The sequence below is a fragment of the Colwellia maritima genome (assembly GCF_022669015.1).
Lineage (GTDB): Bacteria > Pseudomonadota > Gammaproteobacteria > Enterobacterales > Alteromonadaceae > Colwellia > Colwellia maritima.
The window spans coordinates 303,984-322,388 of sequence record NZ_JAKKSL010000001.1 but is presented as its reverse complement, the minus strand read 5'-3'; the positions used below and the strand labels follow the sequence as shown (position 1 = coordinate 322,388).

The following is an 18,405-nucleotide window of genomic DNA, read 5'->3' as shown; positions in this document are numbered from 1 at the left end:
ACTTAATTAAAAACGTCTTACCAAGTTTGGGTAGACTTGAAATTTTCAAGTGCTTTAGTCAAACTCGCTTCAATGTCTTTATCGTAGTTACCTGATTCGTTAATCGTAGCCATAAGCTCAGCCTGATTACTACCCATATAGGTTTGTAACGCGTCTTCAAAATCATTGATTTTGTTAATAGCAACGTCGTTCAAGAAACCTTTTTCCGCAGCAAATAAAGATACTGCAGTTTCAGCAACAGATAATGGGCTGTATTGCTTTTGCTTCATTAATTCAGTTACACGTTGTCCATGCTCTAATTGAGCACGAGTTGCGTCATCTAAATCTGAGGCAAATTGAGCAAATGCCGCCAATTCACGATATTGAGCCAAGGCTAAACGGATACCACCACCAAGTTTTTTGATGATTTTCGTTTGCGCTGCACCACCTACACGAGATACTGATAAACCGGCATTTACCGCAGGACGAATACCTGAGTTGAATAAATCAGACTCTAAGAATATTTGACCATCCGTAATAGAGATTACGTTAGTTGGTACGAAAGCAGATACATCACCAAATTGTGTTTCAATAATTGGTAAGGCAGTTAAAGAACCTGTTTTACCTTTTACTTCACCGTTCGTGAATTTTTCAACGTAAGCTTCGTTTACACGAGCTGCACGTTCTAATAAACGACTATGAAGATAGAAAACATCACCTGGGTAGGCTTCACGACCTGGCGGACGACGAAGTAGTAATGAAATTTGACGGTAAGCAACAGCTTGCTTAGACAAATCATCATATACGATCAACGCATCTTCACCGCGGTCACGGAAGTATTCACCCATTGAACAACCAAGATATGGCGCTAGGTATTGTAGTGCAGCAGCTTCAGAAGCTGAGGCAACAACAACAATAGTATTTGATAATGCACCGTGCTCTTCTAAGCTACGTACAACGTTAGCAACGGTAGAGGCTTTTTGGCCAATCGCTACATAAATACTTTTAATACCTGTGTTCTTTTGATTAATAATCGCGTCAAGTGCAATCGCTGATTTACCGATTTGACGGTCACCAATGATTAATTCACGTTGGCCACGACCAATTGGGATCATAGCATCAATTGACTTAATACCTGTTTGTACAGGTTGGTCAACTGATTTACGCTCAATAACACCTGGTGCAACAACTTCTACTGGAGAGAAGCCATCATTTTCAATTGGGCCTTTGCCATCAATTGGTTCACCTAAGGTATTTACTACGCGACCTAAAAGACCACGACCTACTGGTACTTCTAGTATACGACCAGTACCTTTTACTTTTTGTCCTTCAGCTAAGTCCGCGTACGGACCCATTACTACCGCACCGACCGAATCACGGTCTAAGTTCAATGCGATAGCAAAACGGCTGCCAGGAAGTTCGATCATTTCACCTTGCATTACATCGGCAAGGCCATTAATTCGAATAATACCATCTGTTACAGAAACGATAGTACCTTCGTTACGAGCTTCGCTGACAACGTTAAACTGTTCAATTCTATTCTTGATCAGTTCAGCGATTTCAGTGGAATTCAGTTGCATGCTCTGTTCCCTTATCTAAGATTGTAATGTTGTTGCTAAACGGCTCAATTTACCTTGTACAGAGCCATCAATGACCATATCTCCGAAGCTTGTATAACCAAACCTGATATAATGCTTTCATCAACAAGACAATTAAGCTTTACTTTACGTGCCAAGCGCTTTTCAAGCGCGGCGCTTAATGTTTTTGTCTGTGCTACTTCTAATTTAACAGCAGAGGTAACATCCACAGTAATTTCTTGATCAAGTTCAGCTTTTAATGCTGTAAATTGTTCAAGTACTTGTGGTAGCACCAACAAACGTTCGTTTTCAGCCATTACTTTTAAAAAGTTTTGGCCTTGGCTGTCTACTTGCTCTCCACAAACAGTTAAAAATATTGTTTGTGCTTGCTCAACCGATACATCACCCGTTAAATAACCGATAATAGTTTGGTCTTTCGCAACCTCAGCAGCAAATGTTAACTGGGCTAACCAGGCATCTACCGCTTTAGCTTCAACAGCAAAGTCGAACGCTGCTTTAGCGTAAGGACGAGCGACAGTTGTCAATTCAGACATAGCTCTTTCCTCTTAAAGTTCAGCGACGAGTTTATCTAAAATGTCGCTATGTGCAGCGGCATCAATTGAACGCTCAAGAATTTTCTCGGCACCGGCAACTGCAAGAATAGCCACTTGTTGGCGTAATTCTTCTTTTGCACGGTTACGTTCAGTTTCAATTTCTGCGTGACCTGAAGCTAAGATTCTTTCTTTCTCAACTTGCGCTTTACCAAGAGCTTCTTCAACAATTTTAGCTTCATGCTTTTTAGCAGCATCAACAATAGATGCAGCTTCAAGTTTAGCTTTTTTAAGTTGAGCTGAAGCTTTTTCTTGAGCAAGCTCAAGATCTTTAGCAGCACGGTCTGAAGCAGCAAGTCCATCAGCAATAGTTGCTTGACGTGCTTCAATGGCACCAATAATTGGTGGCCATACATACTTCATACAGAATATTACAAATACGACAAATGCGATTAATTCACCAAGTAATGTGGCATTAAGATTCATTTGTGTACCCTCCTATTTAAATTCGCGATTAAACAATGGACTTAAAAATTAAGCACCAACTGCGAATAATAGGTATAAGCCAATCGCAACACCGATCATAGCAATCGCATCGATTAGACCCGCTACGATGAACATTTTAACCTGTAATTGTGGGGCAAGTTCAGGTTGACGAGCAGCAGATTCTAAGAATTTACCACCTAGTAGACCAAAACCAATCGCAGTACCTAATGCACCAAGACCGATTAGTAACGCAACAGCGATGTATAACATGTTTATCTCCGGTTATTTAAAGTTATAAAGTTAAAAAAGTAAAAATTTGTACAAAAACTAATATTAATATGTTGATTTATTTCAATATATTAATGATCTTCATGCGCTAAACTCAAATATAGAATGGTTAACATCATGAATATAAACGCCTGTAATGGGATTACCAACAAATGAAATGCTGCCCATAAAAAATGTACTGGCAACTGGAATAATCCAATGGTTGCTATCAGTAAGAAAATTAGCTCCCGGATATAAATTACCAAACAAACGTAAGGCTAGTGATAATGGACGTGCTAATAAGGTAACCATTTCAAGAATAAAGTTCACAGGATAAAGTGACCAATGACCAAAAGGTTGTGTGGTGAGTTCTTTAATGAAACCACCAATGCCTTTAACTTTAATTGAATAGTAAATGATCAGTACAAATACACCTAATGCTAAGGCAAAAGTCATATTTGGATCGGTTGTTGGTACAGCTTTCATATAATGAACGCCAAACAACTCAAAGATTCGAGGAATTAAGTCAACAGGAACCCAATCCATCGCATTCATTAATAATACCCAAACAAATATTGTTAGGGCTAATGGTGCTATAACCGGGTTTTTACCGTGAAAAGTACTTTTAACACTATCGTCAACGAACTCTATAATCATTTCAACAGCACATTGCCATTTACCCGGAACACCAGTAGTTGCTTTTTTTGCAACTGCACGAAATGATAGAATGAATACTAAGCCCAAAAATATTGACCACCTAAAGTATCTACATGAAAAGACCAAAAGCCTTCTCCAACAGTTAGATTCTGAAGGTGATGTTTAATATATTCTTGGCTAGTAATTTCAGTACCTGAAGCCATATTAATTATCCCAATGATTAAAGTTTAAAATAAAAATCTTTTTGATTAGGGTTTGCTGTTAATAATACTTTTTCAAAAAAAGTGGTGTTATTAATGGCATAACCATAACCAGACAAAACGTTACAAAAAATGGTATTGGCAATAGCACTAAAAATTTAAAGGCGAGTGCAAATAATAAGGCCGTAAGAACCATTTTTAATTTTACGCCACTAAAAAAGGATTCAACCACTTTTTTTGATGACTGTGCCCCTGCATATTGAAAAGCTTTAAGGGCAAAAACAATATTAGGTACTATTGCTACTAATCCACCGCCTAAAGCTGATATGGCATATGAAGCACCCAATATAAAATAAATTATTAGCGTTATAACTATCACAATACACGTTGTGAATAATATTTGCGAAAAGGCTATTTTACGCCCTGCTTTTGTTAATTTATTATTCATAACTTCAGTATAAAACGAATTAAAAGGTTACTTGGCAAATTATCTTTTTAATTACGAAAAATATCGTAATTAACTGAATTTTTTAAAGTAAAATATTTAACACTAAAAAGTTTGCGCAAGTATACTGATTCTGGCTTTTATTGCAACAAATTAGGGCAGAGAACAGCGCTTATTTATACTAATAATTAACATTTTTTATAAAAATACAACTAAAGGACTAGAAAATTTTAATTTACATTTTTAATAAGAATAAAATCACATTTTAATAACACTAACTACTCTGATCAGTTACCTTTACTATTATTTAAGATAAAAAGTCACAATTGAGGTTATTTACCTATATTTTACAATGACAGACTATTTTATGAAAATTTCAACATGTTCAAGATAAAATCATCTATTCTTTTATTTTTGCTATAAATTTATCTAACTCAGCTAAATTTGAATAAGAGATAACTAATTTTCCTTTACCTTTTTTGTTGTGACTTACGGAAACTTTTAAACCTAATTTCTCCGTTAAGTTTTGCTCCATATTAGTGCGTGTTTCATCTTTTTCTTTGGTTGGTTTTTCTTCGTTGGGGTTTTGAATTTTTTTAATAAGTGCTTCGGTTTCTCTTACCGTTAATTCTTTTGTTGCTACCGTTCTTGCTGCTTCTGCTTGCAGTGAATCATCAAGTGCTAATAGGGCACGTGCATGACCCATTTCAATATCACCATTTTCTAAAAAAGTTTTTACTTCATCATTTAAGTTATTTAAACGTAAAAGGTTAGTAACCGTTGTACGAGATTTACCTACCGCTAACGCAACTTCTTGGTGTGTTAAATCAAATTCACTTAATAAACGGTCAAGAGCGACTGCTTCTTCCATTGCATTAAGATCTTCTCGTTGAATGTTTTCAATTAATGCAATAGCAACAGCAGATTCATCAGGTACGTCTTTAATTAAGCAAGGAACTTCAGTAAGTTGCGCAAGTTGTGCAGCACGCCAACGGCGTTCACCGAAATAATTTCATATAAACTTTCATCCTGACTATCTTTATTGATAAGCCTAACAACAATAGGTTGAATAATACCTTGAGACTGAATTGATAAAGAAAGCTCTTCGAGTGCCGCATCAGACATATCTTTACGCGGTTGATATTTACCAGGTGATAATTTAGTTATCTCTATTTTTCTTAAATCACCATCTTTAGGATTATTTGAATAATTATTTTCATTATCTTTTGTAGAAGATCTTGGTTGTGGCGTAAGAAGTGCGTCGAGGCCTCTGCCTAAACCTCTTTTTTTGCTGCGTTCATAATAATCCTTTAAATTATTGTGCGATGTTTTTGGTTTGGCTTAGTTCATCGCTTGGTGTTTTAATTGGTTTATTACTCGTAGTATTTCTACGTAGTACTTCTCCTGCTAAAGCTAAATAGGCTTTTGCACCTGTTGAGGACTTATCATAATACATTGCAGGAGAACCAAAACTTGGTGCTTCTGCTAACCGAACATTGCGAGGAATAACGCTACGATATACTTTATCACCAAAATGACGCTTTAATTGTTCAGACACATCGTTCGCTAATCGATTACGAGGGTCATACATGGTTCGTAAAATACCTTCAATATGAAGTTTATCATTAACAACTGATGTTAATTTAGATATTGTATCCATTAAGGCGGTTAACCCCTCTAAAGCATAATATTCACATTGCATAGGTACCAAAACAGAATCTGCTGCTGTCATGGCATTAACGGTCAACATATTTAAGGAAGGGGGCAGTCTATTATAATAAAATCATAATAATTTTTAACCGGTGCAAGTGCCTTTTTTAAACGTTGTTCACGAGCATAAACTTCCATTAGTTTAATTTCTGCTGCCGTAACATCTGTATTAGCGGCAATTAAATCATATAAGCCGGTTGTTTCTGTTTGTACTACTTCAGCGACAGGCTTTTCTTCAATAAGTAATTCATAACAAGTTGCAGGAACATCATACTTATTAATACCACTGGCCATAGTAGCATTGCCTTGAGGATCAAGATCTATTAATAATATTTTTCGCTTAGTTGCGGCTAATGACGCAGCTAAATTCACTGCTGTTGTTGTTTTACCCACACCACCTTTTTGATTCGCTACCGCTATTATTTTTCCCACAAGCGCCTCTATATTTTATTTATTATTAAGCTAGTGTTTAATTCTTTTTCAATATAAGTACATGACGTTCACCGATCAATTCAGGCACTTTTATTTCATGACTAGACACTAAACTAATGTTTTTAGGTAAATCAGCTATTTCATCAACTGGGTATTGGCCTTTTAATGCAAAAAACTGTCCTTGCTCATTACTAATTAAATGTGAACACCAATTAACCATATCATTAAGTGATGAAAATGCTCGACTTAACACACCGTCAAAAGGTGTTTCTCCATGATATTCTTCTACACGTGATTTTACTGGTTGAACATTAGTTAATTTTAATTGAAAAACCACTTGTCTAAGAAATGTGATTCGTTTTCCCAAACTATCTAATAATACAAAAGTTCGTTCTGGATACAAAATTGCTAGTGGTATACCTGGTAAACCTGGGCCTGTACCGACATCTATAAAATTTTTACCTTGCAAAACTTCACCCACCATTAAGCTATCCATAATATGCTTTATCAGCATTTCTTGTGGGTCTCTTACTGAGGTTAAGTTATAAGCTTTATTCCATTTATGTAAAAGCTCTACATATTGAATAAGTAAGTTTACTTGTTGCGATGAAACTTTCAAAGTAGTTTTACTTAGCAGGCTTTCAAGTTTTGAAGTTAAAGTCATATTATCTTTTTAAGTTTTTAGGCTATTTTTTTACTAAGTAAGCCATGTTTTTTTAAGTAAACCAATAATAACGAAATAGCAGCCGGAGTAATACCAGAAATTCGTGATGCTTTACCAATAGTTTCTGGACGAGCATCTTTTAATTTAGCTACAACTTCATTTGATAATCCTGATAATTGAGTATAATCAAAATCAACAGGGATCTTAGTATCTTCATTACGTTTTTTCTTAGCTATTTCATCAAGCTGACGATCAATATAACCTGCATATTTGGTTTGAATTTCTATTTGCTCTGCTGCTTGTGTGTCTGTAATAGCGGGACCTAAACCTTCAATCTTCATTAAATCACTGTAACGAACTTCTGGGCGACGAATAAGATCTTCAAGACTGGCTTCTTTGCTCATAGGTGCTTTAAGTAGACTATTAATTTGATCAATATTACTTTGATCCTTTTGTACCCAAGTTTCTTTTAATCGTTGACGCTCTAATTCAATATTTTCCATTTTCTCATTAAAACGTTGCCGGCGCAGATCATTAACCAATCCTATTTTTCGACCTTGTTCTGTTAAACGAATATCAGCATTGTCTTCACGTAATAATAATCGGTATTCTGCGCGTGAAGTGAACATACGATAAGGTTCTTTAGTGCCTAAAGTGGCTAAATCATCTATTAATACGCCCATATAAGCTTGATCACGACCTAAAATAAATTCATCAAGACCTTTTACACGACAAGCTGCATTAGTTGCGGCTAATAAACCTTGTGCACCGCTTCTTCATAGCCTGTGGTACCGTTTATTTGTCCGGCAAAATATAAATTTTCAATAAATTTACTTTCCAATGACTGTTTTAAATCTCGAGGATCAAAATAATCATATTCAATGGCATAGCCAGGACGAGTAATAAACGCATTTTCAAAACCCTTGATCGAACGAACTAAATTCATTTGCACATCAAATGGTAGGCTAGTTGAAATACCATTAGGATAAATTTCATGAGAAGTTAAACCTTCAGGTTCAACAAAAATTTGATGTGATGTCTTGTCAGCAAAACGATTAATTTTATCTTCAATTGAAGGGCAATAACGAGGCCCTATACCTTCAATTACGCCTGTATACATGGGTGATCTATCAAGACCATCTCGAATAAATTGATGAGTTTTTTCATTTGTATGAGTAATAAAACATGATACTTGTTTTGGATGATTTTGTTGTGAACCCATAAACGAAAATACTGGACGAGGGTCATCACCTGGCTGTTCTTCCATCACTGAAAAATCTAATGATCTTGCATCAAGACGTGGTGGTGTTCCCGTTTTTAAACGATCCATTCTAAAAGGCATATCACGCATTTTAGCCGCTAAATTAACACTTGCAGGATCGCCTGCACGGCCACCTTGGTAATTATTTAAACCTATGTGTATTTGCCCAAGAAGAAAAGTCCCTACCGTTAGCACAACTGTTTGACCTTTAAATTTTAATCCCATTTGGGTTGATACACCCACAACACGTTCATTTTCAAGGATTAAATCATCACAAGGTTGTTGGAAAATTGTTAGGTTTTCTTGGTTTTCAAGAAATTGACGAACAAAAGTTCTGTACAAAGCTCTGTCTGCTTGCGCTCTGGTAGCTCTGACAGCCGGACCTTTACTTGCGTTTAATGTTCTAAATTGAATTGCACTATGATCTATGGCTGTTGCCATTAAACCGCCTAAAGCATCTATCTCTTTGACTAAATGTCCTTTACCAATGCCACCAATGGTCGGATTACAAGACATTTGCCCTAAAGTATCAATGTTATGAGTTAGTAAAAGTGTTTTACAGCCCATTCGTGCAGATGCAAGTGCTGCCTCAGTGCCTGCATGGCCACCACCAACAACAATTACTTCATAAGACTCTGGATACCACATAAATTTTTAACCTTAGAAAAATATAATTAAAGAATATTGCTTTAAGAAAATCAGGAGACGTATTTTAGCCTTTTTTTGGCTAGAGTGAAATGATCAAATGAGTAAAAAGATCATCGTGTGATCTCGGTAATATATAATAAGATCTTTATATAGATCTTATTGTTATTACTTATTAAGGGAGCTATTTTCTGTGGGTAAGTGCTTTTTTACTAATAGTTTTATCAAGTTAAAGAGATGATAAGCTTGTGATCAAACATTGATCAAGTCTATTTAAAGCGGTGATCAAAAGCACTAGTTATGCACAGGTGAATTAATTATCAATTATATACACTGAATAATAATAGATAATTAATACCTTATTCATACTTTTATCCACAATTGATGTTTTATAATCCTATTATTGTTAGTAAATAATGTATAAGCCTTTATAAAAGATCTTTATTTTGAATTAACCATTGCTGTGCAAGATCTTCTGGATCTATATCCTGGCTCATATCAAACATTTCTATTGCTACTATTTCACTACAGCCTTTTGTTATTAATAGTTTTTTTATTTCTAAGCCGGCTTTGCAGAATGTGTCGTAACTTGAATCACCAATAGCAATGATCATAAATTTAATAGAGGATAGATCTTGTTCACAATTTTTAAGATCATTAACAAATTCTTGGATGTTGTCTGGGTAATCGCCTGCGCCATGAGTTGAAGTACAAATTAACCAAATGCTATTTTGAGAAAATGTTTCTTCAATAATTGATGAAAAATTAGGCTTTAAGTGTAAATTAACTTTATGTTCAAGCGTAATTAATTGTTCTTCACATGCTTCTGCAACATATTCTGTGCCACCAAGCATACTGCCTACTATTATTTGAAATGTGCTCATATTTGCTTACTGATAGATTAATAATGCACTCATTGTATTATGTTAATTACGCTAATTTAACTTAAATTTTAGAGCTGCAGAAAATAGTTCAGTATTGCTCTGATTAAGTGCATTAACTGAATTATCTTTGTGCATTTTTATCTTTATTATAATTAGTAATTTAACCATTAAAAATATAATCAAGGTAAATCAATTGGTTATTTTGTTTTCTTTAATGGGATTTAACTTGGTATCAAATTTGCGGTAACCCTGTATATGAATATTTTTATGATCGGGTTAGGAACATTAAATGAGTCGCAAAGCATTACTGAATAGGCAAAAAATTATTGTTGTTGGTAACGGCATGGTTGGTCATCATTTTATTGATCAGCTACATAAAAGTAATAGTAATGAATTTGATATTGCAACATTTAGTGAAGAATCCCAACTTGCCTATAACCGCGTTATGTTAACAAGTTATTTTACTGGTAATAGTGCCGATGATTTAGCGTTAACAACAAAAGAAAAGTATAAAAATCAAGGTGTTGATTATTATTTAAACGAAGAAGTACTTGAAATAAATCGTGAAGATAAAAATCTTATCACGGCATCGGGAAGAATTTTAACTTATGACAAACTTATATTGGCTACGGGTTCATTCCCTTTTGTACCTCCTGTTCCAGGCAAAGATCAAAATCATATTCATGTTTACAGGACACTTAACGATTTAGAAGCCATTAAATGTTCAGCAAAGACTTCCAAAGTAGGTGTGGTAATTGGTGGTGGTTTATTGGGCTTGGAGGCTGCTAATGCTATAAAACAACTTGGTCTTGAAACCCATGTAGTTGAATTTGCACCAAGATTAATGGCTGTTCAACTTGATCAAGATGGTGGTGAATTACTTCGAGATAAAATTACGGCTCTTGGTGTTACTGTGCACACAGAAAAAAATACTTCAGAAATTATCACCGGTGATAAATGCCGCTATCGAATGAATTTTGCTGATGGTTCATTTTTAGAAACTGACATTATTATTTTTTCAGCCGGTATTAGACCGCAAGATAAATTGGCTCGCCAAAGTGGTTTAGTTATCGGTGATCGTGGTGGAATTGTAATAAATGATCAGTGTTTGACTAGTGATAATTCTATCTATGCAATAGGTGAGTGTGCTTTATGGGATAACAAAATATTTGGTTTGGTTGCCCCAGGTTATGCAATGGCAAAAGTTGCTGTTAGTCATTTAACTAAAATAGGTAATAGAGAATTTATGGGTGCTGATATGAGTACCAAGTTAAAGCTCATGGGGGTTGATGTTGGCAGTATTGGTGATGCTCATGGTAATACTCCTGAATCACAAAGCTATAGTTTTATTGATTCAATGCTAGGTACTTACAAAAAAATTGTTGTTAGTTCTGATGGTACAAAATTATTAGGTGCCGTCTTAGTTGGTGACACAAGTGATTATAGCCAGTGGTTATCTTTGGTACAGAACAACACAGTATTAACACAGCCACCTGAATATTTGTTAATACCTAATCAAAATAACGATAATTTATCGAATTCTAGTGTAGCTGCTTTACCTGCAAGTACGCAAATTTGTGCTTGTTATGATGTACCTAAATTAGCAATAGATGACGCCATTCTAAAAGGTGCCCATGATATAGCCGCTATTCAATCTTGCACAAGTGCCGGTACTGGGTGTGGCGGTTGTCTTTCTTTAGTTACTCAGTTATTAGAAACTGAACTAGAAAAGCAGAGTATCAATAAGCATGAAACTGATTTTATTGAAGTAAAACCTGAACAAGATAACGAACATACTTATTTCATTTTCCCTCGTATGCCAAATGCCGATCTAACACCTGAACATTTAATATCTATTGGTGAAATAGCCAAAGAATATAATTTAAATACCAAAATATCTACAGCTCATCGTATAGATCTGATTGGATTAGATTTAGATCAATTATCCATCATCAAAAAAAGAATGGCTGATGTTGGTTTAGAGACAGAGTCGGTATTAAAAGAGAAATAACCCAATTTTCCCCTTGAGTAATGAGTAATGAGTAATGTTTCACTTGTCATTACTCAAGCTTCCAAATTTAATTTTAAAAGGCAATACAATGATAAATTTAACAAAAAATATAATTACCCTCATAAAAAGTTGTGTTATTGATGGAGGGAATACTTTATGAGTTCTTTAAAATTCAATTTATTTTCGTTAAATGACAATATGAAGGTATTACACTATAGTTGGGTTGCTTTTTTTATTACCTTTTTAGTGTGGTTTAACCATGCACCTTTACTTGGTTTAATTGCAAAATCACTCAACTTAACTTCAGAAGAAATAAAAACATTATTGATACTAAATGTTGCCTTAACTATTCCTGCGCGTATTTTTATTGGTATGGCTACAGATCAATACGGGCCTAGAAAAACATTCAGTGTATTATTGTTACTATGTTCCATACCTTGTGGCATGTTCGCATTAAGTACTAATTTTGAACAACTTGCTCTAGCACGATTTTTATTAGGTTTTATTGGAGCAGGGTTTGTCATTGGTATTCGTTTAGTCAGTGAGTGGTTTCCTGCAAATCAATTAGGTACAGCTGAAGGTATTTATCTTGGTTGGGGGAATTTTGGTTCAGCGGCAGCTGCCATTATATTACCGGCAGTTGCATTATTTATAGGTGGCGATAATGGTTGGCGTTGGGCTGTAGGTGCTACGGGCATTATCAGCTTTGTATATTCATTTGTATTTTATTTTGGTGTTCGTGATACACCACAAGGGGCAACTTACTTTAAACCAAAAAGCTCTAAAGCGATGGAAGTGACAAGTGTTGGCGATTTTTATTTATTGTTATTGATGAAGCTACCTTTGTTTGCAACTTTGGCTTTATTAAATTGGAAATTATCACCTGAAGGAGTCAGTTTAATTAGTCAAAATATTACAGTAATTATATATTTAGGTTTAGTTGTTTGGTTTTTATATGAAGTGTATAACGCTTACCAAGTAAATAAAGACGTTTTTGTAACCCCTGTTGATCCCATTCATCAATATTCTTTTAAACAAGTTGCAGTATTAAACGTTTTATATTTTGCTACCTTTGGAAGTGAGTTAGCGGTTGTTTCAATGTTGCCATTATTTTTTAGTGAAACTTTTGATTTAGATATTGTTTTTGCAGGTTTATTAGCTTCAACTTATGCCTTTATGAATTTATTATCTAGACCTTTAGGTGGTTGGATTAGTGATAAATATGGCCGTAAAAAAACCTTAATTATTTTAACAACGGGTTTAAGTTTAGGTTATGCAACCATGGCGTCAATTACCGGTGATTGGCCTTTAGTGTTAGCCGTTGCTGCTGCTATGGGGTGTTCTTTCTTTGTGCAAGCAGGTGAGGGGGCTGTATTTGCAGCAGTACCACTTATTAAACGTAGATTAACAGGCCAAATTGCCGGAATGACTGGCGCTTATGGTAATGTTGGTGCGGTTTGTTATTTAACCGTGTTATCTTTTGTAAGTTATTCATTCTTTTTCTGGGTTATTGCAGGGTGCGCTTTTATTGGTTTAATGATGTTATTTTTAATGCAAGAACCTAAAGGAAGTATGGCTGAAATAATGCCGGATGGCAGTGTAGAATTAATACAGGTGGATTAACCTTTGATTGACTCATACGCAGTAGACTTGCAACGTAATAACACTCAAAATCAGTTTAATGACAGCCTTGCTATCACCTTTGGTGGGTATTCTAGCCAAGGTGATAAAAGTGAAAATCAAGATGCCTTTGCGTTGAAAATGAGCGAAGGTTTAGATCTCGAACTTAAAGGTCATGTTGCTGTTATTGCTGATGGTTTATCAAGTGCTAATTGCGCAGCTAAAGCGAGTCAAATGAGTGTTTGCCATTTTATTGAAGAATATTTAGCAACGCCAGAAACCTGGTCAGTAAAAAAGTCAGCAGCCAAAGTTATTTCTTCATTAAATAAATGGCTTTATTCAAGGCAATTGATAGCTGATGAAAAAGGATTATCAGAACAGTGGTTTAGTACTTTTTCGGCGCTAGTACTTAAAGGTGATCGCGGACATGTATTTCATGTTGGTGATTGCCAAATAGTTAAAATTAATAGTGATGGTTATCAAGAGTTAACAAAAGATCATGCCACAATATCAGGTACTTTAACCCGAGCTTTAGGTGCGGATTCTCATATTGAAGTAGATTACAAATACACTTCATTCGCGCCACAAGATATTATAATGCTAAGTTGTGATGGTGTTCATCACTTTGTAAAACCTAAACAAATCATCGGATTACTACAGGAAAATAAAAATTTAGAGAAAGTTAGTAAGGCTATTTGTCAATTAGCCAGTGAGCAAGGATCACAAGATAATTTAACTTGTTTATTGATTAAAATAGAACAATTACCGCAACAAGCATTCAACCAATTAGTATTCACTCGATTACAGCAAGTAATACCGCCGACCCTGAAACTAGGTAGCAAGTTAGATCATTTTGAAATACTGGATGTATTACACCAAACCAGTCGATCTCATGTGTATTTAGCAAAAGATATAATAGAGAAAAAATTAGTAGTAATAAAAATACCCTCTGTAAATTTCGTTGATGATATTGAGTATTTAAGTAGTTTTATTAAAGAAGGGTGGATTGGTGAAAAAATCACTCATCCTGCAATCATGAAAATTTATCCTAGGATTATTGATAGTAAGTTTTTATATCATGTTTGTGAATATATTGAAGGGCAAACGTTGGCAGCCTGGATGAAAGATAATCCGAAACCATCACTTATTAAAGTACGTGATATTTTAGATCAGTTAATAAAAATACTTCGCGTTTTACAGCGTCAAGACGTTGTTCACTGTGACATTAAAGGTGATAATTTTATTATTGACAGTCATGGACGTGTAAAGTTAATAGATTTTGGTAGTAGTGTGGTCGGGGTTGAACTGGATAATTCATTATCTGAAAAAGTAGATCAATATAGTTTTAACCAAGGTACACTCAATTTCAGTGCACCAGAATTATTTTATGGGCATGAAAATAATCATCAAAGTGAGTTATATTCTTTAGCTGTTTTAATTTATCAAATGTTAACTAATCGTCTACCTTATAAAGAAATTAGTCAATTAGACACGGTACCTAAACAATATAATTTATGGCGCTATAAACCTATTACGACTTATAGAATAGATTTACCTAAATATTTAGATAGAGTGATGTCTACAGCATTAGCCGCTAATCCGGTCAATAGATATGAACACTATTCAGAGTTTCTTGCTCAGTTCACTATTTCAAAGAATACACAACTAAATGTACAAGACAATTTACCATTGTTAGAACGTGATCCTGTTAAGTTTTGGCAAGGTATTAGCGCGGTACTTCTTATGATATTGATCAGTGTATTGATTTATAAATAATGATGAGGTTGCACAAAAAATTATATTTATTGCACTATAGCAGCTCATTTTTTTATTTAATGTTGAATGGTTAAATAAATATTAAATAAAAACAATAGGTTATTTGTTTTTATCTCTGGCGTAACAGTTGCATTAAACTCTTTGTATTGTAATAGCCAACTAAGTTAACTAAAAACATAATGCCAAATATGATTAAAAACCATCACCACCCGATAATAGACTCTACACTTATTACTCATGATATTAATACTACATGTCCATACTGTGGGGTTGGTTGTGGTGTTACTGTTTCAAATAGCACTAAACATTCCTCTCAAGCAGTACTTGTGAATGGGGATAAAAATCATCCCGCAAATTTTGGTAAATTATGCATAAAAGGTAAAAACTTAGCTGATACGTTAGATAACAATAATCGCCTTATGGCACCAAAAATAAATAATAAGGAGCAAAAATGGTCAAGAACACTTGATTTTGTTGCCAGTAAAATAAACCAAAGCATTGAAGAATTTGGTAAAGAATCTATTGGTTTTTATGTTTCAGGGCAATTACTCACGGAAGATTATTATGTTGCCAATAAACTAATGAAAGGGTTTATTGGTAGCGGCAATATTGATACAAATTCTCGCTTATGTATGTCATCCGCAGTATCTGCACATAAACGTGCTTTTGGCGAAGATATTGTGCCTATGAGTTATTCAGATATTACCAAAGCGGATTTAATTGTTTTAGCGGGTTCAAATTTGGCCTGGTGCCATCCTATTATTTATCAACGAATTAGAGAAGAAAAATCTCGTAGACCATCGTTAACTATTGTTGTGATTGATCCTCGTGTAACAGCTTCTACAGAATTAGCCGATTTACATTTACAGATTAAGGCAGGACAAGATGTTATTTTATTAAACGGTTTACTAAATTATTTAGACAAACACGGTTTTATTGACCAAACATTATTAACGTCTGTAGATAAAGTTTCTGGTTTAAAGCAAGCATTAAAGAATGCAAAAGAAGATAGTTTATTGCTTGAAAATACAGGTTTATCACCAAAAGTAATTGACGAATTCTATCAGCTTTTTGCTAATACAGACAAAGTGGTTACGTTATTTTCTCAAGGTATAAATCAATCAAAGCAGGGGACTGATCAAGTAAATGGTATTATCAACAGCCATTTAGTGACAAATAAAATAGGTAAAATTGGTTGCGGTGCTTTTTCAATAACTGGGCAACCTAATGCGATGGGGGGCGAGAAGTCGGCGCTTTAGCAAATACGTTAGCAAGTCATATAGAGTTTAAAGATACGCATTTGCATGCGGCCTTAGCAGATTTTTGGCAAACTGATAATTTGGCGACCAATGAAGGCTTAAAAGCGGTTGATTTATTTGATGCAGTTGAATCTGGCAAAATAAAAGTATTATGGATAATGGCAACTAATCCTTTAGTGAGTATGCCTAATCATGAAAAAATCAAACAAGCCTTAAAAAAATGTCCGTTAGTTATTGTTAGTGATTGTGTGGCAACGAATGACACACTTAACTATGCTGATGTTGTTTTTCCCGCTCAAACATGGGGAGAAAAATCAGGTACAGTAACAAATTCAGAAAGACGAATTACACGACAGCGTTCATTTCTAACTCCTTTTGCCCAAGCAAAACCTGATTGGTGGATTATGAGCGAGGTAGCTAAACGTATGGGGTTTACCACGCAATTTAACTACGAGTCTGTTTATCAAATATTTACAGAACATGCCCGTTTATCAGGTTTAAATAATCATGGTAGTCGTGCGTTTGATATATCAGCATTTGGTAAACTATCAGCAGAACAATATCAGCGATTACAGCCTTTTCAATGGCCGCAGCCTCAAGGTTACCCAATAAAAGTAAGTGAGCAAAACTTTTTTAGTGACGGGCATTATTATCACGATAATAATAAAGCACGAGTTGTTGCCATTAAAAGTGAGGTGCAACAACACGACCAACAGTTATTTACTCTAAACACTGGTCGAAATCGAGATCAATGGCATACCCAAACCCGTAGCGGTAAATCGGGTATTTTATCTCAGCGTCACCCCGAGCCAGAAGTTGAAATTAACCAACAGGATGCTGATTACCTCAATATTACTCATGGGCAATTAGTTGCAATAGAAACTGATAATAAACGTGTGAAAGAACAATTTTTAATTAGAGCAAGTATAACGGGTACTCAACGAGAAAAAGAGTTATTTATTGCTATTCATTGGTCAGCCAGTAATTTTAATCAGGGTTGTGTGAGTAAGTTTGTTAAAGCAAATATAGATATTATTTCTGGTCAGCCCGCATTTAAACATAGCAAGGTGAGCATTAAACCATGGCAAACGTGTAGTGAAGCAATGTTGGTTGTTAAGTCACCCATAAGTGATAATTTGGCAACCTATCAAGTTGAGCAAAAAATTACCGGAGGTTATTGCTATCATTTAGCAAGTACCGAATCATCTGCTGATTTATTTAGACGGTTAAATGATTTTGTTTTAACTAACCCAAATCAAGCTGTTAATAAGAGCGATATTAATGTGCTCAATGCAAGTGATTCAACAAAAAATTATTTTAGAAAAAGTTATTTTATAAAAGATAATATGCAAGCAACTATTTTGGTTGCCCAGCAAAAAAGTGACTTACCAAACGGATGGATTAGTCAAATTTTCACTTTAACCGATAATAATGATATTCAAAGAAATATACTTTCTAATGATAGTAAGTGCTTACAGTTAAAAAATACTTTTTGTCACTGTTTACGTGTTGAATTAAAGGATATTGAACACGCTATTGATTCTGGAGAAATAACTGTTGATAGTATTAGAGCAAAAACTAATGCGGGTAATGGCTGTGGCAGTTGTATTGGAGACATAGCGCTTAAGCTTAAACAGTGCGGCGTTTAACGTGCTTTTAAATGAAGTTTTTTTCCATTATGCCTAAGATCACAGTTTCTGATATTTCGGTAAGTTTGTATTCTTCGGATGAATAAATACAACCTTCTTTATTGCCTAGTGTAATGTTGACAACATCGGGTTTATTGTCATGAAGTAGAATTACTATTTTTTTATCTAAAGCAACACAATCTATAGTAATTGCGTCCGCTTGTATGCCTTGTTTTCGTAGGTTTTTATCCATTATTCCCATTAATGTATCAATCTTATTAAATTTGCTATAAAACAAATCATTAGCTCTAGCAACAATTTCTGATAATTCTTCTAAGTTACTTTTCATAGTA

At 34.7% G+C, this 18,405-nt stretch carries 12 protein-coding genes and 5 pseudogenes; 5 read left to right on the top strand and 12 right to left on the bottom strand.

The window, feature by feature from the left end:
• Positions 1-17 precede the first annotated feature (17 nt).
• From atpA to L3081_RS01555, 11 genes and pseudogenes are all read right to left on the bottom strand, one after another.
• On the bottom strand, positions 18-1,559 hold the full coding sequence (atpA, locus tag L3081_RS01605) for a F0F1 ATP synthase subunit alpha (protein WP_242282960.1): 1,542 nt from the start codon (positions 1,557-1,559) through the stop codon (positions 18-20).
• 15 nt (positions 1,560-1,574) lie between these two features.
• A pseudogene (atpH, locus tag L3081_RS01600) lies at positions 1,575-2,110 on the bottom strand (F0F1 ATP synthase subunit delta).
• 12 nt (positions 2,111-2,122) lie between these two features.
• Positions 2,123-2,593, bottom strand: coding sequence for a F0F1 ATP synthase subunit B (atpF, locus tag L3081_RS01595; protein ID WP_242282958.1), 471 nt, complete (start codon positions 2,591-2,593; stop codon positions 2,123-2,125).
• 48 nt (positions 2,594-2,641) lie between these two features.
• The gene (gene atpE / locus L3081_RS01590) at positions 2,642-2,863 is read right to left on the bottom strand and encodes a F0F1 ATP synthase subunit C (protein WP_076417406.1); all 222 of its coding nucleotides are present in this window, start codon (positions 2,861-2,863) and stop codon (positions 2,642-2,644) included.
• 89 nt (positions 2,864-2,952) lie between these two features.
• Positions 2,953-3,720 (bottom strand): annotated as a pseudogene (gene atpB, locus L3081_RS01585) (F0F1 ATP synthase subunit A).
• A gap of 58 nt (positions 3,721-3,778) precedes the next feature.
• Positions 3,779-4,165 (bottom strand): ATP synthase subunit I, encoded by a 387-nt coding sequence (locus tag L3081_RS01580; protein ID WP_242282954.1) that lies wholly within the window; start codon positions 4,163-4,165, stop codon positions 3,779-3,781.
• 397 nt (positions 4,166-4,562) lie between these two features.
• Positions 4,563-5,455 (bottom strand): annotated as a pseudogene (locus tag L3081_RS01575) (ParB/RepB/Spo0J family partition protein); the annotation flags it as partial.
• 22 nt (positions 5,456-5,477) lie between these two features.
• A pseudogene (locus L3081_RS01570) lies at positions 5,478-6,304 on the bottom strand (ParA family protein).
• A gap of 37 nt (positions 6,305-6,341) precedes the next feature.
• Positions 6,342-6,968, bottom strand: a complete 627-nt coding sequence (gene rsmG / locus L3081_RS01565) for a 16S rRNA (guanine(527)-N(7))-methyltransferase RsmG (protein ID WP_242282951.1) — start codon at positions 6,966-6,968, stop codon at positions 6,342-6,344.
• A gap of 17 nt (positions 6,969-6,985) precedes the next feature.
• Positions 6,986-8,877 (bottom strand): annotated as a pseudogene (gene mnmG / locus L3081_RS01560) (tRNA uridine-5-carboxymethylaminomethyl(34) synthesis enzyme MnmG).
• Positions 8,878-9,302: 425 nt separating this feature from the next.
• The gene (locus tag L3081_RS01555; RefSeq protein ID WP_242282949.1) at positions 9,303-9,758 is read right to left on the bottom strand and encodes a flavodoxin domain-containing protein; all 456 of its coding nucleotides are present in this window, start codon (positions 9,756-9,758) and stop codon (positions 9,303-9,305) included.
• A 289-nt stretch (positions 9,759-10,047) separates the two neighbouring features.
• On the opposite strand from L3081_RS01555, the gene nirB reads away from it, so the two are divergent.
• From nirB to L3081_RS01530, 5 genes are all read left to right on the top strand, one after another.
• The gene (gene nirB, locus L3081_RS01550) at positions 10,048-11,769 is read left to right on the top strand and encodes a nitrite reductase large subunit NirB (RefSeq protein ID WP_242282947.1); all 1,722 of its coding nucleotides are present in this window, start codon (positions 10,048-10,050) and stop codon (positions 11,767-11,769) included.
• Positions 11,770-11,925: 156 nt separating this feature from the next.
• Entirely contained in the window at positions 11,926-13,392 is a 1,467-nt protein-coding gene (locus L3081_RS01545) for a NarK family nitrate/nitrite MFS transporter (RefSeq protein WP_242282945.1), read from the top strand.
• Positions 13,393-13,395: 3 nt separating this feature from the next.
• Positions 13,396-15,165, top strand: coding sequence for a bifunctional protein-serine/threonine kinase/phosphatase (locus L3081_RS01540; protein WP_242282943.1), 1,770 nt, complete (start codon positions 13,396-13,398; stop codon positions 15,163-15,165).
• A gap of 179 nt (positions 15,166-15,344) precedes the next feature.
• Positions 15,345-16,424, top strand: a complete 1,080-nt coding sequence (locus L3081_RS01535) for a molybdopterin-dependent oxidoreductase (RefSeq protein ID WP_274620265.1) — start codon at positions 15,345-15,347, stop codon at positions 16,422-16,424.
• Positions 16,425-16,465: 41 nt separating this feature from the next.
• Positions 16,466-18,073, top strand: coding sequence for a molybdopterin-dependent oxidoreductase (locus L3081_RS01530; RefSeq protein WP_338027060.1), 1,608 nt, complete (start codon positions 16,466-16,468; stop codon positions 18,071-18,073).
• Between the two features lie 7 nt (positions 18,074-18,080).
• On the opposite strand, the gene L3081_RS01525 is transcribed toward L3081_RS01530, so the two are convergent.
• Complete coding sequence (locus tag L3081_RS01525) at positions 18,081-18,401, bottom strand: hypothetical protein (protein WP_242282941.1); 321 nt, start codon at positions 18,399-18,401, stop codon at positions 18,081-18,083.
• Positions 18,402-18,405 lie beyond the last annotated feature (4 nt).